The organism is Paenibacillus sp. D9 (genome assembly GCF_001188365.1).
Taxonomy (GTDB): domain Bacteria; phylum Bacillota; class Bacilli; order Paenibacillales; family Paenibacillaceae; genus Paenibacillus_O; species Paenibacillus_O humicus.
Genome location: NZ_JZEJ01000001.1, coordinates 5539065 through 5565872 on the forward strand (window position 1 = coordinate 5539065; position 26808 = coordinate 5565872).

At 52.5% G+C, this 26808-nt stretch carries 26 protein-coding genes and 1 pseudogene; 25 read left to right on the plus strand and 2 right to left on the minus strand.

Annotated features, from left to right (window positions below):
- Positions 1-76: pseudogene (locus VE23_RS27790) on the minus strand (helix-turn-helix domain-containing protein); the annotation flags it as partial.
- Positions 77-199: 123 nt separating this feature from the next.
- On the opposite strand from VE23_RS27790, the gene VE23_RS24720 reads away from it, so the two are divergent.
- The 25 genes from VE23_RS24720 to VE23_RS24835 all read left to right on the plus strand — a co-directional run bounded on the left by VE23_RS24720 (position 200) and on the right by VE23_RS24835 (position 25892).
- Complete coding sequence (locus VE23_RS24720; RefSeq protein WP_049869507.1) at positions 200-1339, plus strand: tyrosine-type recombinase/integrase; 1140 nt, start codon at positions 200-202, stop codon at positions 1337-1339.
- 1081 nt (positions 1340-2420) lie between these two features.
- Positions 2421-2804, plus strand: coding sequence for a hypothetical protein (locus VE23_RS24725; protein ID WP_049869509.1), 384 nt, complete (start codon positions 2421-2423; stop codon positions 2802-2804).
- A gap of 122 nt (positions 2805-2926) precedes the next feature.
- Complete coding sequence (locus VE23_RS24730) at positions 2927-3319, plus strand: hypothetical protein (RefSeq protein ID WP_049869511.1); 393 nt, start codon at positions 2927-2929, stop codon at positions 3317-3319.
- A 104-nt stretch (positions 3320-3423) separates the two neighbouring features.
- Entirely contained in the window at positions 3424-4275 is an 852-nt protein-coding gene (locus VE23_RS24735; RefSeq protein WP_232317038.1) for an ATP-dependent DNA ligase, read from the plus strand.
- A gap of 334 nt (positions 4276-4609) precedes the next feature.
- On the plus strand, positions 4610-5539 hold the full coding sequence (locus VE23_RS26205) for a DUF2971 domain-containing protein (RefSeq protein WP_084781662.1): 930 nt from the start codon (positions 4610-4612) through the stop codon (positions 5537-5539).
- Between the two features lie 553 nt (positions 5540-6092).
- Positions 6093-6344, plus strand: coding sequence for an HNH endonuclease signature motif containing protein (locus VE23_RS24745; protein ID WP_232317039.1), 252 nt, complete (start codon positions 6093-6095; stop codon positions 6342-6344).
- A gap of 56 nt (positions 6345-6400) precedes the next feature.
- Positions 6401-6928, plus strand: a complete 528-nt coding sequence (locus tag VE23_RS24750; protein WP_049869515.1) for an ImmA/IrrE family metallo-endopeptidase — start codon at positions 6401-6403, stop codon at positions 6926-6928.
- Positions 6929-7293: 365 nt separating this feature from the next.
- On the plus strand, positions 7294-7554 hold the full coding sequence (locus VE23_RS24755) for a hypothetical protein (protein ID WP_049869517.1): 261 nt from the start codon (positions 7294-7296) through the stop codon (positions 7552-7554).
- A 345-nt stretch (positions 7555-7899) separates the two neighbouring features.
- The gene (locus VE23_RS24760; protein ID WP_049869518.1) at positions 7900-8283 is read left to right on the plus strand and encodes a P27 family phage terminase small subunit; all 384 of its coding nucleotides are present in this window, start codon (positions 7900-7902) and stop codon (positions 8281-8283) included.
- A complete protein-coding gene (locus tag VE23_RS24765; protein WP_157054049.1) occupies positions 8264-9961 on the plus strand; it encodes a terminase large subunit in 1698 nt (565 codons plus the stop codon). Before VE23_RS24760 ends, VE23_RS24765 begins: the two co-directional genes overlap by 20 nt.
- Positions 9962-9967: 6 nt before the next feature.
- Positions 9968-11182: a phage portal protein gene (locus tag VE23_RS24770; protein WP_069202528.1), complete on the plus strand. Its 1215-nt coding sequence runs from the start codon at positions 9968-9970 to the stop codon at positions 11180-11182.
- Complete coding sequence (locus tag VE23_RS24775) at positions 11179-11952, plus strand: head maturation protease, ClpP-related (protein ID WP_049869521.1); 774 nt, start codon at positions 11179-11181, stop codon at positions 11950-11952. Before VE23_RS24770 ends, VE23_RS24775 begins: the two co-directional genes overlap by 4 nt.
- The gene (locus tag VE23_RS24780; RefSeq protein ID WP_049869523.1) at positions 11939-13087 is read left to right on the plus strand and encodes a phage major capsid protein; all 1149 of its coding nucleotides are present in this window, start codon (positions 11939-11941) and stop codon (positions 13085-13087) included. Before VE23_RS24775 ends, VE23_RS24780 begins: the two co-directional genes overlap by 14 nt.
- A gap of 17 nt (positions 13088-13104) precedes the next feature.
- Complete coding sequence (locus VE23_RS24785; protein WP_049869525.1) at positions 13105-13365, plus strand: head-tail connector protein; 261 nt, start codon at positions 13105-13107, stop codon at positions 13363-13365.
- 24 nt (positions 13366-13389) lie between these two features.
- The gene (locus VE23_RS24790) at positions 13390-13671 is read left to right on the plus strand and encodes a hypothetical protein (RefSeq protein WP_049869526.1); all 282 of its coding nucleotides are present in this window, start codon (positions 13390-13392) and stop codon (positions 13669-13671) included.
- Complete coding sequence (locus VE23_RS24795) at positions 13668-14000, plus strand: phage head closure protein (RefSeq protein WP_049869527.1); 333 nt, start codon at positions 13668-13670, stop codon at positions 13998-14000. The genes VE23_RS24790 and VE23_RS24795 overlap by 4 nt, the downstream gene beginning before the upstream one ends.
- Positions 13993-14391 carry an HK97-gp10 family putative phage morphogenesis protein gene (locus VE23_RS24800; RefSeq protein WP_049869529.1) on the plus strand — a complete coding sequence of 133 codons (399 nt, stop codon included), beginning with the start codon at positions 13993-13995 and terminating at the stop codon, positions 14389-14391. The genes VE23_RS24795 and VE23_RS24800 overlap by 8 nt, the downstream gene beginning before the upstream one ends.
- Positions 14388-14750, plus strand: coding sequence for a tail completion protein gp17 (gene gp17, locus VE23_RS24805; RefSeq protein WP_049869530.1), 363 nt, complete (start codon positions 14388-14390; stop codon positions 14748-14750). Before VE23_RS24800 ends, gp17 begins: the two co-directional genes overlap by 4 nt.
- A gap of 2 nt (positions 14751-14752) precedes the next feature.
- Positions 14753-15340 (plus strand): major tail protein, encoded by a 588-nt coding sequence (locus VE23_RS24810; protein ID WP_049869532.1) that lies wholly within the window; start codon positions 14753-14755, stop codon positions 15338-15340.
- 81 nt (positions 15341-15421) lie between these two features.
- Positions 15422-15742, plus strand: a complete 321-nt coding sequence (gpG, locus tag VE23_RS24815; protein ID WP_069202530.1) for a phage tail assembly chaperone G — start codon at positions 15422-15424, stop codon at positions 15740-15742.
- A gap of 38 nt (positions 15743-15780) precedes the next feature.
- The gene (locus tag VE23_RS26800; protein ID WP_157054050.1) at positions 15781-15933 is read left to right on the plus strand and encodes a hypothetical protein; all 153 of its coding nucleotides are present in this window, start codon (positions 15781-15783) and stop codon (positions 15931-15933) included.
- 20 nt (positions 15934-15953) lie between these two features.
- The gene (locus tag VE23_RS24820; protein ID WP_049869533.1) at positions 15954-20291 is read left to right on the plus strand and encodes a phage tail tape measure protein; all 4338 of its coding nucleotides are present in this window, start codon (positions 15954-15956) and stop codon (positions 20289-20291) included.
- Complete coding sequence (locus tag VE23_RS24825; protein ID WP_049869534.1) at positions 20291-21103, plus strand: distal tail protein Dit; 813 nt, start codon at positions 20291-20293, stop codon at positions 21101-21103. The genes VE23_RS24820 and VE23_RS24825 overlap by 1 nt, the downstream gene beginning before the upstream one ends.
- Before the next feature lie 21 nt (positions 21104-21124).
- Positions 21125-24004: a glycoside hydrolase family 30 protein gene (locus VE23_RS24830; protein ID WP_049869535.1), complete on the plus strand. Its 2880-nt coding sequence runs from the start codon at positions 21125-21127 to the stop codon at positions 24002-24004.
- Positions 24005-24020: 16 nt separating this feature from the next.
- Positions 24021-25892, plus strand: a complete 1872-nt coding sequence (locus tag VE23_RS24835; RefSeq protein WP_049869536.1) for a phage tail spike protein — start codon at positions 24021-24023, stop codon at positions 25890-25892.
- Positions 25893-25905: 13 nt separating this feature from the next.
- Here the strand turns inward: VE23_RS24835 and VE23_RS24840 are convergent, their stop codons facing one another.
- Entirely contained in the window at positions 25906-26631 is a 726-nt protein-coding gene (locus VE23_RS24840; protein ID WP_049869537.1) for a stalk domain-containing protein, read from the minus strand.
- Positions 26632-26808: the final 177 nt, after the last annotated feature.

A 26808-nucleotide genomic window follows, 5' to 3' on the forward strand; every position in this document is an offset into this window, starting at 1 on the left:
CCTGGACCAGTAGTTCGAATACTTCGCGTTCCCGGTGAGTCAGCAGAAATTTGTTTTTGTGATCGGTGCCCTTCAAAGGCTCCGATACACATCTAACAACCCTTATATATCAACGTTTATTTTGTATTTGATGCAAAATTGATGCAATTTCTCTTTTAATGCAATATAATCTCTTCATGAGCAGCGGAGGAGGGATTGTATGGCATCAGAGAAGAGCGGGGCAAAGCCGAAGGATTATATTTACGAGAATACAGAGGCGAAGTCTAATCCGTTTTGGTTTCAGGTCATGGTAAACGGGAAAAGGGTGACCAGACGAGGCTTCCGAACAAGAGGCGAGGCTAAGAAGGCTCGAGCAGCCCTTATTACAGAGCTCAGCAAAGATGAATATATCGAGCCCTCTAAAATGACTTTTGGTGAGTATTACATTAAGTGGCTTAAAAGCCGCAATAACTTAGCCTTCAATACGTTGAAGATGTACTCAAAATATTTCAAATCTCACATTAACCCCGTGATCGGTCATATCCCAATTTCAAAGCTAACCCCTTCCCACATTGAAGAGTTGCTGGAAGCAATGCGTGAGAAGGGGCTTGGGGACGAAATGGTCAAGCGAAACTACGCGGTTGTCCATGCCGCCCTTAATGCTGCTGTGAAAAAGGACATTCTGATTCGGAACGTGGCTGGTCGAGTAGAAAAGCCGAAGGTGACAAGGAAAGAAAGGCCGCTCATGGAGACCGATGCTCTTCAGCAAATGTTGAAGGACTCGAAAGATTTCTCTCGATACTGGATTGCTGCTTACCTTGCGGTAATGACAGGGATGCGGATCGGAGAAATCTGTGGCTTGCAATGGGCAGACATTGACTTCGACCGTGGTTTAATATTGGTCCAAAGAAATATGCTGGAGGACACCAACGAGTTTTCGAGCTTGAAGACGAATAAGAGCCGGCGCGTAATCGCCATATCTCCTCAAGTGGTCGAAACCCTGAAAGAACAGCGGCAGAAAGTCGATATTGAAAAGGCTGAGCTCAAGGGGGAATACCAGGACAGGGATCTCGTCGTGTGTAGCTCAAAGGGTACTGCAGCCCTGCAGAATCGAATCCGTTCTTCTTGGAAGAGAATACAGGAGCTATACAAAAAAGAGGATGAGCCAGAGCTTCGCTTCCACGATCTCCGCCATGCACATGCCTCTATCCTGCTGAAGCAAGGGGTACATCCTAAAGTTGTTTCGGAGCGCCTCGGACATTCGACTATTACGCTTACGCTTGAAACATATTCACACTTGCTTCCGCATATGCAATCTGATGCGGCCATCGGCCTCGAGCAGATGATAAATTTGAAATAATGTACTATGGGTTTATTAGTGAAAAATTATGAAAAAGTTGTGGGAAAACTATAAGTCATTAGGTTTTACCCTATGATATATTTATTATGCGAGATATCGAGAGAGACACCGACGGAGCGTGAACGCTCTAACCCGACAGCCGGCCCAATGTGGTCGGCTTTTTACATTCCGGTGCAAAGCTCCTCTCGTGATCGCTGCTTCAAACGCTTGTGGGTCTAGCCATCAGGCGCAATGCTTTCTCAGACGGCCGAGAACGGCCCAAATTCGCGTTCCAGCCCTTTGCCCCTCTCCTTGGAAGGGGTCAAACTAAGAACGCCTGTTTGGAGCCATTCTCGGGCGTCTGCTTTTTATCGGTGACAAGCGCCGCGCCCCCGCCGAACATGTGCCGGGTTCCATTCCCGGACCTATAGCGATCCGCGGTGCATCACATACATGCGTGGTGGCGGAAGAGAGACGCGACTATTGCCCTTGTGTTCAGTACGCCGCAGCTCGCGGGTATAAGTTTCGAAGCAGGTGCTAGTCCTCCCAAAAAACTAGTGGGCAATAGGGAGCTGCAATCCATGGGAGAATGGCCCATGGCCACGCAAAAAACTGATCCGGCTACAGTGAAGCAGGTTTGCTGCTGCGGGGAAAACCTCGAGCAAAAGTTGAGGCATCCGCGGCGGTGTATGGTGGGCGACGAAACCTGAGGGTATCCCGAAGCTGTCTGTTCCCTCGCCCTGATGCCGGATAGAAAAGAAGCATGCTGCTTCCTCAAAATCAGCCTCTGCTTAGTTTTGCGGGCTTCGTGCGCTGAGCCCATTCCAATAACCAATCAGCGTACATACTTCATGCGGGATATTGGATGCTGTTGGCTACGGCCGGCGGGCCCCGGATCATGCCCGGGCTCCCGCTCATTCGCTATCCCTATTCGCTATTACTCCGGACCTGCCTATGACCCCACACAGCCGAGACTGCATCGGCAAAGGCTCGGATCGCAGGCGCTAGCGACGAGCGTCAGTAATCGTCGCACCCTTAATTAAGCAGGAGTCGACCTTAAAACATCGAATATTGACCTCAATCAAATTCAGGGGGTCATGAAATGTCGAAAAAGAATCTTGATTTTAACGATGTCATGCTGACTACGACAACCACCGGATATTTCGGAATCACCATCGAGAAAGAAGACGGATCCAAGCTCCAGTTGAGTTTGAATAGCGCAAATGGCCCAAAGCATTTTGAGGAAAACCCTTATTACGACCAAATGTTTTTCTTGGAAGTCGAAGATACTGAAACAGAAGAAAGCCAACACATTTTGCTCTCGGTTGATGAGCTTGAAATGTTCGCCCTGCACGCTCAACGAATTGTTAGTCAACTGAGGGGTACTCATGTGTGGCAAAACATTCCGGAATACTCGCCAAGAAGAATCATCCGTGAAAATGAAACGCCTGAAGCAAATAGTGAATCCGATACAGATGCGACCTGACAAGTCGTACTCTTACCCAAGCTGCTGAGCAGATCGGCTGCTTGGCTGAGGGTGACCGTCAATATTTTCAACTGGAATAAGAACGGGTGTTCGTCATATAATACTCTCCATGAGGTGATTTTATGGGGATGAAATGGCCGGACCCAGCGCCGACGGAAAAAGAGCTGGATATGATCGAGCAGGTCGCGATCTTGGAGATGATGCCGGCGAGGTATGAAGAGGCATATGAGCAGCTGGACGCGCGTAGAAACATCCTTAACAGGCTCTATGGCTACTGCGTCGGTGGTATGTCGCTCTGGACGCGCAAGAGGCTGGCAGACACACGAAAGGAACTTGGGGTACTCAGCATCCATGTCCAGCGTCCAAGAGCCGAGCGAGGGGTCATCATCGTGCCCTATAGGTGCCGATCCATAACAGGCAGCCTGACGCTGGAGAAAGAGGACGCAGAACGTAAAATTAGAGCGCTGATCGCCGAGTACGGCGATAGCCTCAAGGAGCTACTTGCCGACAAATAGGGGCCCGATTCCGGGCTCTTTTTTCTTGCCTGAATTTACTTGCAGGCATCCCATCGGCCGAGTGGTAGAATCGGCATAACAGACCAATGAAGGGAGGTGCAGCCGTGAAGGCACCGCAGGCAATGCTGCTGAGCAAGCGTGAAGATCCGTGGGACGATGACCGATACCTGTTCGAACCAAAGATCGACGGACACCGCTTGCTCCTGACGCTCTCAAGTGGCGCTGTACGGCTGCACACCCGTCATGGCAACGATGTGACCGACCGATACCCCGAGCTGCACAGCGTACCCGTCAGCGCGGATGACATCGTCCTGGACGGCGAGGTTGCTTACCTCAACCCGGCGACCGGACAGATCGAGTTCGAAACGGTCATGGAGCGATTCAGGTTGACCCGGCCGGAACGGATCCAGGAGGGTATGGCGCGGCTGCCAGTTCACTTCTACGTCTTCGACATCCTGCAGCTCAACGGCCAGGACGTTCGGAGCAGGCCGCTCATGGAGCGCAAGCGGCTGCTCGATCAGGTGCTGACCAATACGCCGTACTTCTCGAAGGTCATGTCGGTCGACGGCAAAGGAACTAACCTCTTCCGGCATATCGAAGCGATGAAGCTCGAAGGAATCGTCGGCAAGCTGAAAAGCAGCCGGTACGTCGGAGAGCGCAGCAAAGACTGGATCAAGGTGATCAACTACGAATACGCCGAGGTCGCCATCACCGGATACCGGCGCGATGAGTTCGGCTGGCTAGTCTCTCATGAGGGCCGTCCGGTCGGAGTCGTTGAGTTGGCGGTGCCGGCAGCCCATCGCAAGGCGTTTTATCGGATCGCACAGCAGCTGGTGACCGGGGAGCGTAAGGGGATCGTTTACCTGGAGCCTATGATCAAGGCTCGGGTGCGGTTTAGAAACTGGTACAAGTCCGGCATGCTGCGGTCACCGGAATTCGTGAGCTTCATCATATGATCGTCATATGAGCAAGAGCCCGGGGAGATGATCCCGCGGGCTCTTATCGTATCCGGAACTCGCACACACCGCGCATGTAGTACATGTCGTCGATCTTTACGCGGACCGGATCAACCATCTGGATGATGCCACCGTAGTCCAGCAGCTCGCCGTGCATCCAGACGGACACGGGAGTTTGAGTATCTTGTTCTTTGGGGCGTTCAAGTTAATCCCTCCTGCTGACAACATTCTACAGAAAAGATCGGCATTCCTCTACCTTTTGACAATATTTGTAGCAAAGAAGGAGAAACGAACTTGGTGTTGAACAACCTTAAACTAAAGGGGGGTAGAGTGCATGAGGTTAAGGGACATTGATAATAAATATGGATTTATGGATGAGCAGGAAATTAGTTTAAAGCTTGGTGTATCAATGTTTCCGGAAGAAGTACCAAAACATTTATTTCATTACACTTCTGTTGAAGGCCTCCAAGGTATAATTAATTCCAACTCGCTATGGGCTACACATTACTCCTTTTTAAATGATCCAACTGAAATGATATACGGAATAAAATTGTTGAGGCAAGTTTTGTTTGAACGGTTTTTAAATACAGGAAATATAAATTTAGATCGAATTTTGGAATGGTACATGTCCGAGAACTTTGATTTTACTCAAACCAGTACAGACACGTATCTGATTAGCTTTTGTGAGAGCGGAGACTTATTGAGCCAATGGCGAGGTTACTCAAATGGTGGGGGATTTTCAATAGGATTTGAAGTTGATAATTTATTTAATTTTCCTCCAGAAGGAGTTCGATTTGGGAAGGTTATATATAGTAAAGATCAACAAATTTCAATTCTAACTAATAAAATCGACGCGATAACAAAAAAGTATTTAGCAATACCACCGACATCAGAAGAGGAACTTTCACAGATAAATTCATATTTTTATAAAGCTTTTGAGGCTTTGATTAAAAGTACCATTTGTTTATTTAAAGATAACGCTTTTAATGAAGAGCATGAATGGAGAGTAATTTATTTCAAAAGTCATTTTGATGATAAAAAGGATGACATAAAGTTTAGAGTAAATCAGCAAAAAATGATTCCCTATGTTGAATTGAAACTATATGAAAGAACTGGATTATATACAAATACTCTCCCGATCCGATTTATATATTACGGTCCAACTCTTTCGCCTCATCACACAGAAAAATCCATAAGAATGTTCTTGGATCAAAATAAACGATCACAGTGTAGGTTGATTCGTTCACGAATTCCATTTGTTTAATAATTTGCACCCTTAAAGGGGTGCTTTTTTTTCACTCCCAAAAACCGGAAGGAGATAGTCATGAAGAAGTTCTGGAACTGGTTGATGCGACATGCTGGTCATGCTCATGATCCGCATCCGAGGATTCGCAAGGAACGCAGAAAGGGGACGAGGCTGGAATGAACGTCAAATGTGATTCTTGTGAATGGTCACTTGAGATTCAGTTGCAGCATCGGCGGCTCCCGAACGGTGATGGTGTTGATCTCCATTACTTCACCTGCCCTAATTGTTCTCGGGAATACCCGACGCATTACACGGATCGGTCGATTCGAGAAAGGCAAGCTTCTGTTGCTCGGTTGTGGGAAAGGTTCCACAAGACGAAGGACATTCAGAAACGCGAAGGGATACACGGGAGGATTCTGACCATTCAGCCGGTCATCAGTGCAGAGATGGATGCGCTGAAAGCGCGGATGCAAGAATCTTCGTAGAGTGATTGAGGATGGGTAGCCGATACACCAAGCCGGTCAATCCGTTTTATAAGACGGCAGCCTGGCTTCGCTGTCGGGAGGTCGTATTGATCCGAGACCATTATCTCTGTCAAATTTGCCTGCGGAAGGAGAAGCTGACGTCGGCCAACACGGTCCATCATATCAAGCCGCTTGAGACGCATCCCGAGCTTGCTCTGGAAACGGACAACTTGGAGAGCATCTGTCCGGCATGCCATAACAAGGAGCACACCGAGAAGGGCGCCGGCAAGAAGCATGAGCCGAATCGGCAGAGGCGGGCTGCGGTGGTCAAAGAGAAGGCAAATCAGCAGAGGTGGTAGATTTCAGTGCCATAATTCCCCTATAATTCTTGTAGTTTGTAAGGGGGCGTTAGAAAATGAAAGTGAGAGGCACGGCTTCCAAAGAACAAAGAAAGCTTATTGAAAAATTAGTTAATCTGCTACCTCCTGAATATTCAAAGCTCAAATATACTGTTGATATTTATGAGGACAAGGAAAGACTGATAAAGGAACGAATCAACAAGCCTGACATGGCTTCGGAGAATTATGAAGATATTCTTAATGGTGTTTGTGGCATCACTTTAGATCAAAATCGGTTAGTTAAATTGTTTCATTTCAATTTATACGAGGGGGAACCAAAAAACGAAAAAGAGAGAGTCAGACTTGAAGTAACAAAAGCATTCATTTTTTTCCATGAAATAAGGCATGTTTGGCAACACTGCAATGGATTATACCAAGACGGGAAAAGTACCTTAGACCCTCTATCGCAAGAGTATAAAGATGATCCTGCCGAGAAAGATGCAAATAAGTTTGCAGCAGAAATGGTTAATAAACATTTAAGGGAAGTGAAGAAGATATTTAAAATACACCCAGATTTTCCTATAGAAATGAATTTGAAATGGTAGGTTTTTTAAGAACCTACATGAGGTCAAGGATTCAAGAGATATACCAAGAAAACTCCATGATTCATGGGCTTTCTGAGGACGCGATGAAGTTGTGTAAATTTCATTCAAATCCGTAAACTGGTCTTGGGCCTTCTTACCTCGTACTTACTAGATACGTGCTTCTTTTAAGAGCGCAGCGAGGCGCGAGCGAAGCGTCAGGCGCCTAACTAACTTAGGTCTCGGCTCTACAAGTCCAACCCCGCAGGGCAGTTGAAGGGGAATGAACAGCTGCCGATCCAACCGAATACGAGTTCTACAGGTCACTCTCATTGCAGAGTGGCCTTTTCTGTTATTCACATTTTTATCCACATGGAGGAGAACCACATATGAAAGCGACCGAGATCAAGAAGGGCGGCACGTATGCGAACAAGCCGGAGAACAAGAAAGGCAAGCCCAGCGCCTGGTATCAAGAGCGCGAGGTCATCGATGAAGGAGAACACTGCAAGCCGCTGACTGACGGCAAGGTGAAGGACTGCATCAGGTACCGAGTGACGGCTGCTACGAGCCAAGGGTATGTTGGTCATGAGGCGAACATTACACGCGCTGCCTTCGCTGCTTGGACTGTGAGCCAGGTGCAAAAGGAATGAAAGGCTGGGGGATGAAGGAATGTCATTGCTCCTTCTTTGAACGAGGGGGTGCTGGATGAAGAACAATCGGACGCATTACGCATTGAAGCGACTATGCAAAAGATGCAAGGGACGAGGACGCGTTTACGAGATGATCCTCTTCGAAGCGCGGATGGTCACCTGCAATAGGTGCCATGGGATGGGCCTTCGATGATGGCCGCGGTTTCGTCGATTTCTTGAAAATGTCGAGTGGTGTCGAAAAATGACACCCCCTCCCTGAAATTTGAAGGGGTCGGGGCGGCTGGGACCGGCGTGGGCCATTCGTTTTCGGCGCGGACCAAAAATTGCATGTGAGGGGGGGATAAGATGTATAAGCCGAAACCGGTGATTACGAGGAAGGTCGCCAAGGATTTGTTCTGGACGCTCGTTGAGGAGCTGCGAATCGACAATAACTTGAGCGAGCGGACGATCATCATCGTCGACAACATGGTGCTGCTCGAACAAATGAAGCAAGACTCCATCGCGGACGTGAAGAAGCGCGGAGCGGTCGAGTTCTTTAAGAACGGCAGCCAAGAGATGTACCGGGACAACAAATCGGTCGACAAGATCCTGAAAATCGTCGAACAGCAGCGTAAGCTGCAGGCTGAGCTGAAGCTTACCCCTGCCTCGGACAGGAAGGTCGCCGGCACGCTGCCTGGAGCTAGCGATGACGACGAAGGCGGCAAGGGTGATGAGTTTGAGCGCTTCTAAGCAGCTCCAGACCAATGCCTACGCAATTGGCGTCACCTCGCATGCAATCATCGCATCGAAGAAAGTGTTCCTCGCCTGCCAGCGGCACCTAAGAGACTTGAAGCGTCAAGGTACCAAGGCCTTCCCTTACATCTTCGACGAGGATAAGGGTTATCGCCCAATCGCCTACATCGAGCGGTTCTGCAAGCCGTCACAGGGCGACTTTGACCGCCTTACGCTGCAGCCGTGGCAACACTTCGTCATCGGTTCTCTGTATGGCTGGATCCATAAAGATAACGGGCTCCGTCGCTTCCGCGAGGGGCTTATTTTTGTTGGCCGAAAGAACGGAAAGACGACGAAAATCTCCGGTTTGTCTCTCTTTGCGTCCTCCAAGGACGGGGAGAAGGGCGCAAGAGTCTTCCAGCTGGCCAACTCCAAAGAACAGGCGCGGGAGCTGTTCGACGAGTGCAAAGCGATGGTCAAAGCCTCGACGCTTCTCGACCGGCATTTTCAGGAAACGCTCCATGAAATCAGGTTCGAGCGGACCGGATCCAAAATCATGCCGCTGGCGACCGACTCCAAGAAGCTCGACGGTAAGAATGCCAGCTTCGCTGTCTTCGACGAGATTCATGAGTACAAGACCTACAAGCTCATCAACGTCATCAAGAACTCCACTGGCGCCCGATCACAGCCGCTTATCCTATACATCACGACGGCAGGCTACCAGCTCGACGGTCCTCTCATGGACTACTATGACAAGGCTGCGGACGTGCTGGAGGGCGTCATTGCGGACGAGCGGTCATTTTACTTCATGGCTGAGCTCGACCCCGAGGATGACCCGGAGGACACCTCCAAGTGGATTAAGGCCAACCCGAGCCTCGGCGTGACGCTCAAGCTTGAGACGATGCTCGAAGAGTGGGAGAGCCGCAAGCATGTGCCAGCGGAGCGGAACGACTTCATTACGAAGCGTCTGAATCGGTTCGTGCAATCCGACGAGCAGTCCTTCATCGACTTCGACACGATCAAGAAGAATGATCGAGTCATGGACCACCTGCATGAACTGCGCGGACGCCCGGCAATCGGCAGTTTTGACCTTTCGCAGACGGAGGACTTCACGTCGGCCTGTCTGGAGTTCCCGCTCGACAACGGAGATGTCTTCGTACTCTCTCACTCCTGGGTACCGCGCAAGAAGGTCGAAGCGGACAATGAGGGCATCCCTTTTGCCGAATGGCAGGAAGAGGGCTTGCTGACGATCTGCAAGGGCTCCCACGTCGACTACAAACTGGTTTTCGACTGGTTCGTCCAGCAGGCTGCACTCTACAGCGTCCAGCAGATCAACTATGACCCGGCCAATGCCTACCGACTGGTAGAGGATCTGCGGGCGCGTGGCTTCCTGATGGAGGTTGTAAGGCAAGGTCATATCACGCTGTCGCCGGCGCTGAAGGATCTGAAGGAGATGCTGCTCGACGGCAAATGCATATTCAACAAGAACAAGCTGCTACGCTGGTACCTGAACAATGTCAAGCTGGTCGATGACCGGAACGGGAACTGGATGCCGACCAAGCAGGGCCGTTATCGCAAGATTGACGGATTTGCAGCCTGGCTGAATGCCCATGTCGAGGTTATGAAGCAGCTCACGATCCCGGCGCCGTCGGGGAATATAACGGTCCTTTCGGCCAAGGACCTGATGGGGAGGTGATAAACATTGGGATTCTGGAATCGAGTCCGCGGGGCAATCGGCAGCATCGGAGCACGCGCCGCGGCGGCTACATCGTCATCCAAGTCTGACTTCACCCGCTGGTTCCGGGATGGCCGGCTGATCCAGTGGCGAAAAGAGCAGGCATTGGCGACGAACGAGACGATTTTCGCAGCCATTTCCCGGCTTTCAAACGCCATGGGCACGCTGCCGCTGAAGCTCTACAAGGACTTCAAGCCAGTCAATGCGGCGATCGGAGATCTGATCGCAAATGAACCAAACGGGAACATGACCTCGTTCGATTTCATCCGGACAATGGAAGTTTTCCGGAACAGCGATGGCAACGCCTATGCAATCAAGAAGTACGGATTGCGCTTCGAGGTGGAAGCGTTGGTCATTCTGGATCCGTCCAAGGTGGAGCCGGTCATTGAGCAGGATACGCTGGAGCTGTGGTACCAAATCGACGGTGACGCTCGCCGGTATTACGTCCACAATCAGGACATCATCCACGTCAAGCATATTCATGGGGTCGGCTACAAAGGAATCAGCCCAATCGATGTGCTGAAGAACACGATGGAGTTCGATACGACGGTCCGGCAGTTCAGTATCAACCAGATGGATATGTCGACGACGGCATCGTTCATCCTCAAGATGCAGGCGAATTTGAGCGAGGGAAAGCGCAAGGAGATTTTGGACAACTTCAAGCAGTTCTTCAAGGAAAACGGCGGCGTACTGATCCAAGAAACGGGCATGGAGATTAATCCAATCACCCGGACGTTCCTGGATACGAAGGTGTTCGAGATCGAGAAGGTGACAAAGGCGCGGGTGGCCATGGTGTTGAATCTGCCGCTGCACATGGTCGGGGAGACGGCTGGTGTTAGCTTCAGCAGCATGGAGCAGATGTCCTTGGAGTTCGTACAAGGTACGCTGTTGCCGATTGTCAGGCAGTACGAACAGGAATTCAATCGAAAATTACTCACCCCTAAAGAGCGCCAGAGCGGACTTGGTTTCAAGTTCAATCTTGGCGCTTTTTTGCGTGGAGACATGAAGACGCAGATCGAGGCCCTGACGATGGGCATCCGGACTGGTCTCTACAAGCCGAACGAGGCTCGAGCGTTGCTGGAATACCCGCCGGAGCCGGCAGGGGACAAGCTCATGATCAGCGGCGACCTGTACCCGATCGATACGCCAATTGAACAGCGAAGGGGGGTGAAAAAAGAGTGAAAAACGCCAAAAAGCGGTTCTGGGAGTTCAAAAACGCCGCCAATAGTGCCGAAATCGGGGAGTTGTACATCTACGGGGCAGTCACTTCCTACAAATGGGATGACAATGATCCGGACGTAACGGCCGCCAGTTTCAACGACGACTTGAAGGCGCTCGGCGCCATTAAGACGTTGAACCTGTACATCAACTCCCCGGGAGGGTCCGTATTCCAGGGACAGGCGATCCATAGCATCCTGAAACGTCATCCGGCAAACAAAATTGCACATATCGATGGTCTTGCGGCCAGTATTTCATCGGTTATTCCGATGGCCTGCGACACCATTTACATGCCGCTCAACGCATCCATGATGATTCATAAGCCTTGGAATGGCGTGGTAGGCAATGCCAATGACTTCCGGAAAGCTGCCGACGACATGGACAAAATCGAGGAAACTCTCATTGAGGCTTACATGGGCAAGGCAGGCGACAAGCTCGATCGCGAGCGTCTCGTCGCGATGCTCAACGATGAGACCTGGCTCACCGCTCAGGAGTGCTACGATCTCGGCCTATGTGACGTCGTAGGGGAGGCGAAAGAGGTTGCTGCCTGCATCGACGAAGAATGGCGAGCAAAATACAGCAAAATGCCCGATTTTGTAGCCAAAATGGCCCCCAAACAGCCCGAAATGAGTGAAGAGGAACGTAAGTTCCGTGCTCAACTCGTCGCTGAAGCTGAACATAGTATTGCCACTATAAACTTTGCCCTGGGAGGGTTAACGAATGAAATTGTATGAACTGAAGATGGCGCTGCAAATGGTCGGCGAGCAACTGAAAAGCACGGAGCAAGACATCTCGGCGAAGGCTGCGGACCCAACGGCTCCGATCGCGGACGTGCAAAACCTGCGCACCAAGAAGGGCGAACTGCAGGAGCGCTTCAACGTCCTGAAAGAGCAACATGACCAGATCGAAGCGGAGCAAAAGGCCGCTCTGGACAGCGGGAAAGGCAAAATCAGCTCTTCTGCGGACCCTAAAGCCCAACTGATCGCGGCCAAAGCGGAGTTTATCCGGGCTTCGATTGAAGGCCGCCCGGTATCCGACGACATCAAGAACGTGCTGCGTGCTCTCCCGGCGCCGCATACGACCGGCGGCGATAAGTTCCTGCCCACCACGCTGAGCAACGAGCTGATCTCCGAACCGTTCGTCAAGAACCCCCTGCGCGACATCGTCGGCACGTCGAACATCAAAGGTCTCGAACTGCCAAAGATCGCGTACCGCCTGGATGACGACGACTTCATCACGGATGCCGGCACGGCGAAGGAACTGGAGCTGACGGGTGACAAAGTCACCTTCGGCCGCAACAAATTCAAGGTGTTTGCCGCCATTTCTGACACGGTGATGCTCGGATCTGACGTCGATCTGGTCAACTACGTCGAAAACGCTCTCCGTTCTGGCCTTGCCGCCAAGGAAAAGAAAGTCTCCTTCGCGACGGCTCCGAAAACGGGAGAGGAGCACATGAGCTTCTACTCGACGCAGAACGGCGTGACCGTGGTCAACGGCACGACCAAGTATAAGGCGATCAAAGCGGCTATCGCCGCGCTGCCGGAAGACTACCGCGAGAACGCGAAGATCGTCATGACCTACTCGGACTACTCCGACATCATCGAGACGCTGAGCGGCCCGAACGGCTCGTATTACGATGCGCCGGCTGAGCGCGTGCTCGGCAAGCCGGTCATTTTCTCCGATTCGGCCGTGGATCCGATCGTCGGTGACTTCAACTACGCTCGCCTGAACTATGACGGCCAACTGGTCTATGACACGGACAAGGATGTCAAAACCGGAGATTACCTGTTCGTTCTGACGGCTTGGTTCGACATGCAGCTGCTGCTCAAGTCGGCCTTCCGTATCGCAAAGGTCGTACCGCAAGTCTAGGACGGGAGGCGGGGCGAATGATGCCTACGCTCGAAGAACTGAAAGGATACCTGCGCGTTGACGGGAGCGAGGATGATTCAAACCTCGCTCTTTTGCTTGCGGCGGCAAAAGACTATCTGTTCAATGCCGGCGTACCGGAGCAAACCAGCGCGCTGTATAAGCTGGCCATCATGCGTTTCGTATCCGTCCAGCATGAAAACAAGGGGCCGGACGTGAAGGCAGACCCTTCGTTGACCAGTATGATCTGGCAGCTCAAGTCTTTTGCGCCGATTCAATAACTCCATTCAGAAAGGATGATAAGCATGTACCAAGAGTACAAAGTCAAGGAAGCATTCGTCGATAAGCACACTCAGAAGCTGCACCAGGTCGATTCTACGTTCTCAACGGCAGACGGCGCCCGCGCCAAGGAACTGCAGGAACTCGGCTTCCTTCACATCGCAACGGTCGAGGAAGAGCTTGACGAGCGCCTGGAGCACGTCGGCGGCGGCTACTTCAAACTGCCCAATGGCGACAAGGTCCGCGGTAAGGATGCGGCCGCCGAGGCGCTGAAGAAGCTTGACGAGACCCCCAATGAAGAAGTATGAACCCGGCTAAGCTGAACCGACGCATCACGATTCAGCGCGAAGGAGCGGGCGGAACGGACGCCGAGGGGATTCCCATTGTAGGATGGGAGGACTTCTTGACGATCTGGGCCGCTGAGCGCGCTCTGAACGGCCGGGAATACTTCGCCGCGGCAGCCGTCAATGCCGAGAACACGGTGCGATACGAGATCCGGCGCCGGCACGACATCAAGCCGAGTATGCGCGTGAAGGACGGCGAGCGGATCCTCGACATCATTGCAGTTATGGACGATCCGTTCGGTGATCGCAGCCAGACCCGTCTGATGTGCAAGGAGGCTGTTTCCGGTGGCTGATAGATCATTTCGACTTGAAGGGACAGATCAGATTCTGGCAGCCCTGCGGCAAAGAACAGAACGAGCAGCGGCGCGCGTCGAGAGTAAGGCACTGAGGGCAGCGGGTGAGGTTATGGCCGCGGATATGCGGCAGCGGGCACCGAAGTCAGCTAGGGACACAAACCTTCACCTGAAGGATCACATCCAAGTCAGCAACGTTCGGCGGAAGGAAGGGACGAAGTACGTCCTAATCGGGCCTGACAAAAAGGTCAGCTGGCGGGCTCACTTTCCCGAGTTCGGGACGAGCAGGCAGCCGGCCACACCATACATCGCCCCAGCGTACCATGCCAAGAAACGAGAAGCCCTTCAGATTTTGGCTGATGAGCTAAGAAAGGGGCTGGCTCAGCGATGAAAACCGACATCAAGGTGGAGTTGAATGCCGCTCTGTCTAGCGATTCTGAATTGGTGGCATTGTTGAAGGGGAGGCGAATCTATCAGCTCGCTGCTCCGGTTGCAGACGAGTTCCCACGCATCACATTCTTTGAGATCGAGAACTTCTCCAGCGCTTTTGCTGATGACACGGCTTATGCCGCTGACGTATTGGTCCAGGTGGATGTGTGGCACAAAGGGAGCACGTCGGCGATCGCTGGCGAGGTCGATCGCATAATGAAGGGGCTGGGTTATACCAGGTCCGGCGCCGCCGATCTGTATGAGGACGGCGGTATTTTTCATAAAGCCATGCGCTATCGTGCGTATTTTGAGGAGGAATGAATGTGGCAAAAGGAACGGGCAAAGGTACTCGAATCGGCTTGGACATGCTCCACTATGCCATTATCACGACTGCGGCGGACGGAACTGAAACCTATGGGACGCCCAAGGCACTCAAGGATGTTCGAACAGCGACGGTGAGCCCAGAGACGAACACGGAATCTCTGTACGCTGATGACCGCTTGGTCGAAGTGGCTACGAGCCTCGGCGGTATTGAACTGGAGCTCGAAGTTAGGGATATCCCTACCGAAGACTATGCAGCTCTTACCGGTGCGACGATTGATGCCAACGGTGTCGTCGTAGACAAAAGTACGGACAATGCTCCGTTCGTGGCGGTTGGCTGGCGAAGCCGGAAGACCAATGGCGCTTACCGGCACTACTGGCTGTACAAGGGTAAGTTCGGTCTGCCAGAGGATGAATTCGCTACGAAGGAAGATTCCGCAAGTTTCCAAACGCCTAAGATCACCGGTACGTTCATGCCGCGTGAAGATGGTCAATGGCGTGCCAAGGTAGACTCCGATGGCACCGATGTTCCGGTTGGAATAATCTCCTCCTGGTTCACCAAAGTCTATGACGGAACGCCGGTAGTATAACCGAACATTTACAGTGTAGGCGGCTCCTTCATGGAGCCGCCTATTTTTGTATGAATCAACCAATCCAAGGAGGAGTTATTCATGATCGAAATCAAGCTGCGCCAAGAAGACGGGACGGAAAAGACGGTTGTACAGGACTTCATCAGTGCGCGGATGTTCCGTCGAACGGTCGAGATGCAGAAGCTCTTTAAGCAACAGGAGGACGGCAAGACGACCATCAGCGAAAGCTCGTTGGATACCATCGTCGATTACATCGTTGAGTTGTTCGGCAGCAAATTCGACCGGGACCAGTTCTATGACGGCGTAGCAGCAAATCAAGTCATCCCGACGATGACGCGCTGCATCCAGGCTGTCGTGGGTCATGCAAACGAAGCGATCGGTGCAGATACGGACCCAAACTAAGCGAGGAGGATGCTGACCCAGAGCGGGCCATCCTCGACATGTACTGGACACTTTTCAACGACAAAGGGATGTCACTGCCGGAAATTGACGGCATGGACATCCTTTTTTATTTCCGCATGCTTCGGCATGGCACTTCGGGCGGCAGCAGGCAGCAGCAGATTACGCCGATTGACCAGGTCGGCTTCCTATAGCGCAGGAGGTGAAACGTTAAATGGCAGATATCGAAGTCGGCGATCTGGTCGCCCGAATATCGTTTGATGACACTGGACTAAACAAATCCATGGCAGAGATCAACCGGCAAATGAAGCTCGTCGAGAGTGAGTTCGATAAAGCATCATCCGCCCTTTCCGGCTACGGTAGCCAAGAGGAGCAGCTCCGTGCAAAAGCTTCGTCCTTGAACCAGCAAATCCAACTGCAGCAGCAGCGGGTGAACAATCTGAATGCTGCCTTTCAGAAATCCGTAGCAGAGAAAGGTGCCGATGCTGTCGCGACACAGAAACTTGCTACGCAGCTGAACAAGGCACAGGCAGATTGCAATCGACTCGAGAACGAGCTGAAATCCACGACCAAGGAGCTAAACGACCAGCAGCAAAAGGTAGGAGCGCTGGGGAAGGCATGGAATGAATCCATGGATCAAGCGCGCAGCTCCGTAGGTACTATGTCTGATGGCTTTAAACGGGCTGGAACGGCCATCACAGCTGCAGGTGCGGTGATTGCTGCAGGACTCGGTCTTGCGGTAAATAAAGCGGCGGACTTTGAGCAGGGCATGGCGGACGTCAAGTCAGTCATGAGTCCGGATGAAGTCACGGAGTTCGGTGACCAGCTTTCTGTGTTGGCTATTCAGATGGGCTCAGATACCAAGTACAGCGCAACAGAAGCTGCCAAGGGTATCGAGGAATTGGTCAAGGCAGGCGTCTCAGCCCAGGACATCATGAAGGGTGGACTGGCGGGCGCACTTAACTTGGCGACAGCCGGCGAGTTGGAGTTGGGTGATGCTGCAGAAATTGCTTCGACAGCACTCAATGCCTTTAAAGCCGACAACATCGACGTTATTCGTGCAGCCGATTTGCTGGCTGGAGCGGCTAATGCATCAGCGACCGATGTGAAAGAATTGAAGTTTGGACTATCGGCAGTTTCTGCAGTAGCCTCCGGGGTGGGATTGTCGTTTGAAGATACAGCCACGGCTCTTGCGGTGTTCGCTCAAAACGGCCTGAAAGGCAGCGATGCGGGAACCTCTCTTAAAACCATGTTGCTCAACCTGCAGCCTCATACGGATGCAGCCTACAATCAGATGAATGATCTGGGCCTCATGGTTATCAACACGCAAAAGGCAATGGACTTTATGGCGAAGCACGGCATCAAGCCGGTTGGCGATTCGGCAGACGATGTCATCAAGTCTCTTGCAACGTACTTGGCAAATCTCGATGGAGCCAAGACAGTTAGCGGAAAGTATTTCAAAGAAGCAAAGAAAATGGCAGACGCGAACGGACTCGTCCAGTCAGCTTTCTATGATGCGAGTGGATCGATTAAAGGCATGGATGAAATTGCGGGGTTGCTGCAAACCAGCATGGCCGGCCTGACGGATGCGCAGCGTCAGATGGCCTTGCAGACGATTTTCGGCACCGATGCAATCCGCGCTGGCAACATTCTTTACAAAGAAGGTGCAAAGGGCCTCCAGGAAATGGGCAAGGCGATGAACGAAGTAACGGCAGCGGACGTGGCTGCACAGCGGATGGACACCTTAAAAGGCGCCATCGAGAACATGAACGGCTCCATTGAGACGGCTCAGATTAGCATCGGTAACGCGCTGCTGCCGGCGATCCGGACGATTGCAGAGGTCGTGGATAAGGTCGTCGATGGGTTCAACAAGCTCTCGCCGGCCATGCAGTCCACTATTGCGATTGGCGCTGTTGTGGCAGCTGGCATCGCTTTGATCGTGGGCCCTTTGCTGATTCTGATCGGTATGCTGCCTGCAATTATTGCCGGCTTCACGGTAATGGTTCCTGTCATCGCAGCAATTGCGGCGCCGGTAGGCATTGCCGTCGCGGCGATAGCGGCCCTAGCGGCCGGCGCGATCCTTGTCTACAAGAATTGGGAGCCAATCAAGGCGTTCTTCTCAACCCTATGGACGGATGTATCCGCCTGGTTTACGAAAACATGGTCCCAACTTTCCGCCTTCCTTGCGTCTACATGGTCATCCATTAAGTCAGCAGCCTCAGCAGGATGGAAGGCCGCCGTGGATGGCATCATGACCATTCTCCGCCCATTCATCGCAGCGGCAATGGGTGTCTGGAATGGGATGAAAGATGGACTGATGCAAATGTGGGAGGGGATCAAGCTCTATTTCACGGGCTTGTGGAAAGCGATCAAAACCATATTTGCTGGAGCGCTGCTGCTGCTGATTGACCTGGTCACCGGTGACTTTGAATCGCTACGAACGGATGCGATCGCAATCTGGAATGGGTTGAAGGACGCGTTCGGAATGATCTGGAAGGGCATCAGTAACGTCTTCAGCGGAGCATTGTCAGCGCTCAAGGGCTATCTTGAGGGGATATGGAATGGGATCCGAACGCTTACGCTGGCTGCATGGGATGCCATATCTGCTGGCGTCTCGAAAGCTCTGACAGCAATCGGAAAAGTAGCATCGGATATCGGCGACGGCATCGTCAAGGGCTTCACTGCAGCACTGAAATGGTTGCGCGATCTGCCTGGTGAGATGCTGCAGCTGGGCATCAACATCATTGAGGGTCTGATCAAAGGGATTGGGTCCGTCATCGGCAAAATCGGTGATAAGGTAAAGGACATCGGCAATGCCATCACCGGTGGTCTACGCAAGATTTTGGACATCCATTCTCCCTCCAGAGAGACTGAAAAAATCGGCGTTTACGCTGGTCAAGGTCTTGCGAATGGCCTGACCAAGTCGCAGAAAGAGGTCGAGGCAGCAGCGAAAAAGCAAGCTGCCGCAGCAGCCAAGGCCATCAAGGACAACTTCAGCACGGCGATGAAAAATGCACAGTATAAGTTCAAGATGGGTGAACTCGATACAACAGGTTACGTCGCTGCATTGAACACCGTGAAGAGCCAGTATGCCAAGACGGGCGATCAGGTCCAGAAGGTCAATCTCGCGATCAAAGCTGCGAGCGACAAGATGACAAAGGACCTGGCAGCTGCAGCCAAAGCGCAATTCGACACCTCGAAGACTTATATCGAGAGCAAAAAGCAAGCCAACGAGCTCTCGCTTGCGCAGGAATTGGCTGCATGGCAGAAGCTGCAGGCACGCTATACACAGGGAAGCAAGGAGCGGCTGGCTGCGGATAAGGAAATCAACCGGATCCGCCAGCAAATGGATAAGGACAGCTACGACAAGTCCCAGCAATACATCCAAAATAACAAGCTGTCTCTGGCAGATGAGCTTGCCGCCTGGGAACGGGTGCAGGCTCGATACAAGGTTGGGACTGACCAGCGCGCTCAGGCAGAGAAAGAAGCGGGCCGTGTGCGGCAAGAGATTTACACGCAGCTGCTCGCCGCCAATGAATCTTTCCTCCAGAGTACGAAAGCAATCAACGACAATATCATTGCGGAAGAGCAGCGGCTGAACAGCGAATATGCCTCTGCTGTCGAGCAGCGAACCAATTCCATTCTTGGATTTGCCGGTATCTTCGACCAGGTGAACACCGAAGCCAAGGCGTCCGGGCAAGAGCTGCTGGATAACCTGCAGGGCCAAGTCATGGCAATGGTGCAGTGGCAGGGGAATCTCGCGGCACTGTCCCAGCGAGGCATCAATGCAGAGCTGCTGAAGCAGCTGCAGGAACTGGGTCCTAAAGCGGCGCCGGAGCTTGCTGCTCTCAACACGTTGACCGACGAGCAACTCCAGCAGTACGTCATGTTGTGGCAGACCAAGAACGCGCTGGCTCGATCCGAAGCTGTTTCGGAGCTCGAAGGTATGCGGACGGATACTATCCAGAAGGTTGCACAACTCAAGACCGATGCCTCGGTCAAAATGGAAGAAGTTCGGAAGGCATTTGACGAGAAGGTAAAGGCCATCCGGAGCGGAACTGCTGGTGAATTCAATGCGATGAAAGCTGATATGCCGACGATCGGCAAGCAGGCTATGCAGGGGCTTCTGGATGGTCTTGCGTCGATGCAGGGACCGCTTATGAGCAAGGCACAGGAGATTGCCAATGCGGTCAGCCAGACCATCCGCAAGGCATTGCAAATTAAAAGTCCATCTAGGGTTATGATGGAAATCGGCCAGTTTACTGGAGCGGGGCTTGCGGCCGGCATGCAAGCGTCATTGTCGGGCATCACTCGGCAAGCAGCCAATATGGCAGCGGCAGCGATTCCGGCCATGTACCCGGCGGCAACTCCTTCTTTCTCAGGTGGGGCAGCAATGGGAGCGGCATCTGCTTCTTCGGGAGGGTTCTCGCTATCTGATTTAGACGGCGTCGAACTGCGCGTGCCTTTGTATCTGGACGGTCGGAAAGTTGCTGAAGCGGTATCCGGGCCGCTAGGCAGTCTTATCAAGCGGCAGACAAGGGGGCGGGGCTAATGGGCAACGGAGGCTTCACCCTTGGTGGCAAGACGGCTCGGGAGCTCGGAGTTATTTTGCTACGTTCTTCCCAGCGCGAAGCAATTCCGGAGCAGCGGAATCGAACCATCGTCATACCTGGACGGCACGGAGAGTATGATTTCGGATCGGATTTAGCTCCGCGCTTGTTTGAGCTGGATTGTGCGTTTAACTGTCGGAATGCCTATCTCCTGCAACAGGCAGTAAGGAACTTGTCCCGGCACCTTCTTGACGCAACCGGCAGGCCTCGAACCCTGGAACTGATTCTTGATACCGAACCGGATTGGTCCTATTTTGTGCGGTTGACTGGCGACCTGCCTATGGATCGATCTAGCGGCCTCGGAAAATATACGCTCAAATTGATGGCATCTGATCCATTTGCTACTTTTCGATTTGATCTGGCGAGTATCACAGTGGATAGCGAGGTTTCAGTAGACAGCGATATTACTATTGATGCAATGCCTTACAAATTCACCGTGGCCGCACCAACCCTTGTGAAGGTGGACAATTTCGGAGTTATTGAGGTTTCTCCGGTTATTGAAGTGTCTGGAAGCTTCAGTACGCTAACCTTAACAGTCAATGGCCGCACGTTTTCATATTTTGCAAATTTCGCTGGAGCGACGCCATTGCTAATAGATGGATCGACCTATACAGCTAGAATCGGGACCGCGAATGTGCTTGGGAATACGTCTGGTACTTTCGTGGTTCTTCCTCCTGGAGTCTCGAACGTACTGATAGGCGGAACCAACCTGAACTGCTCCGTAACGTTTAAATTTAGACCAAAAGTTATATAGGAGAAAGGAGATTGTAGGGTCATGGGAAAAAAACTCAGCATTGAGTTAATTCAAGGAGCGGATACCGGGGCGAGTTCACCGGATAAACTCAATCAGGCCTATCCAAAAATAAACCGATCCTTGCAAAACGCTAAAGTGATGGTTGATGACCACGAATCGCGCATAGAGGGATCTGAGAATATCCTTAGTATTCACAACAATCGAATTACTACGAATGAGGCGGATATCCTAAAGACAAACGCCCAAGTGAAAAGCTTGATCGTGAGTGCAGGGTCAGGGAACACAGCTATTGATGCAGCTAGGCTCGACAATGTAAATCACATTACCTACGAAACATTAGGGGATCGTCTGGATGCATCAGCTGCTCAGTTGGCCAGAACAGTCGATGCTGTGCGCCCGCAAGCGATGGCTGCTCAGCGTTACACTACAACAAAAAATGGCGCAACAGCGCTTAGCAAAGGCGTGCCCATATCCTTCGGTCCGATTATCCCCACTGTACAGTCCATCACAATTACTGATGTGCCTGCTGGCAATCGTTTTACGGGAGCGGGGGCTGCACTGACCGACTCCTCGGCATATGTGCTGATGACCTACCTGACTAAAGCACAGCGTACCGCCCTGCTCCGCGAGTTGTTCGCACCGGACCAAGGCAACCTTACTTGGTTGCGGCTTACTCTAGGGGGATCCGATTTCGGTTATGCTCCTGAGTTTTCAGATGCAGATCCGCGTCTTTGCAGGCTCGCGTCAGACGCAGTTGCTGGTGCAACTACCATCAGCACTACCGGCACATTTGTGAGCGGTGACGAGTTGGTGATCGATTCCAACGCTTTTGGAAAACTATCGGCTAGTATTGATTCGACGGGCGTGAAGTCGTTTACTTCGACCGTAAAGTTCAACGTTGGTGATACCGTTGGAATTGATTTGCTCGGATCCTATGAGCAGGTCCAGGTCGAGTCTGTCTCGGGCACTTCTGCGCCATTTACAATTAACACAACTGCGCCACTTACCAAGAAGCATCCAACTGGAACCTTGATTGCTGCTCTGGGAGAGGGTAAACAGGAAATCATCGCCAGCATCGGCACGCCGACCGGAACGGGTCCCTACACCGTTACCCTGGCGGCACCACTTGTGTATTCGCACGCAGCAAATTGCCGTGTAACCCGGCGAGACCCTACGCTAAGCAAATTCACGTTTACCCAAGAGGGCTCATACCTGATTCCTTGTCTTCGGGAAATTCAAGCAATTAACCCGGCTGTGAAGTTCTTTGGCGCAGTGTGGCTTACACCACTATGGATGAAGCGAACCCTTTCCTCTGCAGCAGGTGAGATTCGCCCTAATGAAATTAGGAACCATGCCAACTACATCGCTACCCTCGTCGACGCATACGCGCAGGCCGGATTCAAGATTGAGCTTGTTTCTCCGCAAAACGAGCCGAACAATCCAACTGGATCGCTGACATACTGGCCACCTGCGGACTATGTTACGCTCGTGAAGGAGGTCCGAGCAGCGCTCGATGAGAAGGGATATCCCGCGGTCGGCATTCTCTCTCACGATGACAACTGGTTCGACGCCGAAAAGGCTCTGACGGCCATCCGCGGAGCCGACTCGTTAATTGATGCAGTGGGCTGGCATTGCTACGCAGGACGCCCGGTACAGCAGTTAAACATCAAACGAGTTGGAAAGCCGATGCTAGTCACGGAGATGCGATCGCTCTATGCACAGAACTGGTACGATTCCTCGCTCATCATGGTTGCCGACATCGTTATTGGCTCGTTGCGCTACGGCGTCTCTGGAATTATGTTGTGGAACCTCGCGTTGGACGAAAATGGAAACCCTACTCAGGGGTCTACAGGTCGTCGTGGTGTTGTTCAAATTCCTTCCAATCGCTCTGGAATCATCGGCAGGCCAGCTGAGTTCTACGCTCTGATGCACCTAACGCGGTTCGTTCGCAACGGTGCAGAGATTCTGATCGACAACAATCGAAACGAAGCTAGCCGTTATTCCACTGACATAACTACAGTTGCAATGCGTAATCCTGACGGATCCAGGGTCCTGCTTGCTTTTAATGCCCATCCGACGAATTCCAAGACGGTTCAAATCGTTGATGGCGCGTTAGGAAGGGCATTCACGATCACCCTAGCCGCCGGAGAGTTCTCGACGTTCGTGTGGTCCGAAGTTGCGTTCAGCGCGCCAGTTGTACCACCATTACCGGCACAGCCCACGCCGGGGCCAGCGAGTGTTATGCCTTCTCAAGCTGGAACTGCATCCGTCGCCAAGGCCACTGCAGGTAACGATGCTGCCGAAATGACCTTTACACATACTGTCCCTGCATACGTCGTGAACGGCGTTCAAGTCGTTGTCATGCAGGGAGCAGACGGCCCAGAGGGCGGGTCTTTTGGACGGTCCGTCACGCTAGATGGCGTGTCCATGCGACTGGTTTCTTCATCTCGCACCGTCTCGGGTAGCAAAGCAGAGTGGATTCAAATTTACGCCTTGCCAATAGGGTCGAGTACGGGGACCAAGACAATCGTTTGCCGTTCCTACTTGCCTACCGCAATTAATGCCGTGACTTTTACGGTCCAAGGCGTGGACCAGGATGACCCGTTCGGAGTCTCGAGCGAAGCGGCTGGAACCTCGACGGGACAGGCCACTGTTTCTACTCCAAGTGGAGCCGCCACGGATTTGGTAATTGCAGCTATGGTTGGACGCACTACGTCAGCTATTGCGGTGGGCGAATCACAAACCGTTGTTCAGCATCAGGAGCAAGGAACACAATGGATGACCGTGACCAGGCAGGCAGGAGCAACCGGATCAGTCGCTTCGGTCTTCACATTTACGCCCCAGTCCAGCCCAGATGTGTACGCAGCCTGCGGAGTATCGCTGCACGGCGTCTCAAGCTGAAAGAAGGTGGTAAAGCATGATTCGTATCTACAGTCAGCAAATGAAGCTTCAAGCGATTTTGGAGAACGCTTTTGATATCTCCTACGAGGAGCGACTCAATGAACTTTGGGTCGCTTCTTTTTCGTTGCCGGCAAACGATCCGAAGACAACTGAATGCCTGCCTTTTCGCTTTGTTGAAATCTACGACGGGGACGAGAGGGTCGACTTGTTCCGGATCCTGCCCCAGAAGACACAACGCGGCGGAGACGGCAGCACGATCACCTATGACTGCGAGCATGTCTTGGCGACGCTGATCGACGACGTGCTGTTCCAGTATCATCAGGTCGGTGGGCTCGGCTACCCGACGCCCAGCGTGCTGCAGTACATCCTGGACAGGCAGATTGTTCGGCGGTGGCAACTCGGAACGGTCGACTTCGCCAGGCAGTTCGAGTATAAATTCGAGAACGACTCTGTTCTTGGAGGACTATTCGCCGTGCCGAAGCCGTTCGACGAGCCCTTCCAGTGGACCTGGGACACGACGACCACCCCTTGGACGCTCAACCTGATCAGGCCGGCGGACGCTGTGCAGTCGTATATCCGATACGGCGTCAACCTGATCGGCATCACCAAACAGGAGGACCCGACGGAAATCGCCACGCGCATCTACGCACTTGGCTACGGTGAGGGGGTCAACCAGCTCGACATCCGAAGCGTCAACCCAACCGGTCTACCATATATCGACGCCGATACTCAGGGCGTCTACGGCGTCGTCAGCAAGATCTGGACTGATCGTCGCTACGAATACGCCGACACTTTGTTTGCGGCCGCCAAGGCCATGCTGGAGCAGCTCAAGACGCCGAAGCTAACCTATACAGTCGACGGCGCAGAGCTGTATCGGTTGACGAATGATCCTATTGATCGCTTTCGCGTCGGTACGGTCGTGTGGATCCAGGACGAGGAGCTAGGAATCGACGTGGAGGCCCGGGTCGTCGTCCGAAGCCGGCCGGACGTCACCGGCTCGCCGGGAGAGGTTCGTCTGCAGATCGCCAACAAGACGGACGATATCGCCGGCAGCATTGCCGACTTGGACGAGAGGCAGAGGATCAACGAGGTGACAGCGCAGGGAGCGACGTGCCTGGATAGCCACAACTTCGCAGATAACGCCGATCCGACTCATCCGGCGAAGATGCGCTTCTTCATCCCAGAGGAGATGGTCCGCATCAATAAGCTATTGCTCTCCTATCAATCTAGCAGCTTCCGCGCCTACTCTCGAGCGATCGAGGGCGGCGGCGGCTTCGCGCAGTCGTTCGTGAGCGAGTCTGGCGGTTTCTTTCAGACAACAGAAACTAGCTCTACCGATGGAATGGTTCAGAAAATGCAGACAAGCTCGATGGCTGAGACAAGTCTTCTAACTACTGGTGACAGCGGTGTGGAGGTTCAATACGGGTACGGCCAAACATTCAGCGCTAGCGGCCCTGACCTGCCAGGTCATAGTCATATTTTTAATCAAGTTATAGGGCATAAACATTATGTCACTATCCCGGGGCATCAGCATCAGGTTGAAATCTTAATTCCAGGTCATCAGCATCAAGTTGGAATTTTCATCCCGCCTCATACACATCAAGTCCAAGTTGTCATCCCGCCTCATGTGCATGGCATTGAGTACGGCATCTTTGAAGGGCCGACGCCGAGCCAGCTTCAAATAAGAGTCGATGGCAACCTGCTGCCGATTTCAGATACAGACCGCGATGATGTCGATATTCTTCCGTACCTTTCCAAAGACGGCGGCGGGAGAGTACAGCGGGGGGCATGGCACGAGATTGAGATCACTCCGGATAGCCTTGGGCGGATTACGGCCAATGTCGTCATTCAGATCTTCGTGCAGAGCCGAGGCGGAATGGACGCATAAAAAAAGAGCCCTTCTAGGGGCTCACTTGAATGTCGGCCGTTTCGTCCGGGTTCAGCGGGTTCTTCAGGTGGATGGTCTGCACAGTCTGGCTCGATTTCACAATGATGCCGACGTCATACGACCCCACGGCGCCGGGCTTGAGCAGGTTGGCTTCAAGCAGCGGCACGAGGATGGACTTGAACCCGCGTCCGTCGTTCGTCGTGACCTGTTGGATGAAGTCGATGGACTTCGAGCTGTAGTTCGGTTCCTCGCTGACGAAAGCCTCGTACTTGATCCGGAAGACCTTCTCGCCGGCTTTGGGTTCAAAGGTTTGGCTGAATGCCTTGGTTTGAACATCCTCGCCGGTCAAGAGGTATTCGGTGGCGGTCAGCTTGAACGTAGCGCCTGTGAACTGGACAGTGTCCCCTAGCTTGTAGACCGTTCCTTGCACTTTAGTTGCTCCTTTCGCGCTCGAGGTGGCGGCAGCGCCTGTTTTACTCTGCAGCTCTATTTTCCCACTGTCAGCCTTGTATGTCACGTCATATCCAGTCAGATTGGCCACGTCTCGAACAGGAAGGTAGGTGGTGCCGTTGTAGCTAAGAGGACGTGCTTGCAGCTCGGCGGCCTTGCCGTTGACTGATATGTTCAGGTCCGTGAAGAAGGCGGTCACCGTCTCCTTCGTTGCGGCGAATGCTCCAGTAGAGAAGGTCAGGCCGGCACCGATCAGGATGCCAATGAGCAGAGTCCCAAATCGTTTCATGTGGACAACTCTCCATTCCGTATCGTGTTTTGCTAGATATTATACGTTACGGAGCAATCGGTGAGAAGTGGCAAAAATATAATTTTTGAGGGCGATGAGATGAATATTAAAGAAAGCGAAGTTTCGGCCGCCTCCCCTTATATTCTTGATCAGCCATTTCGAATTCCAAATTATTAC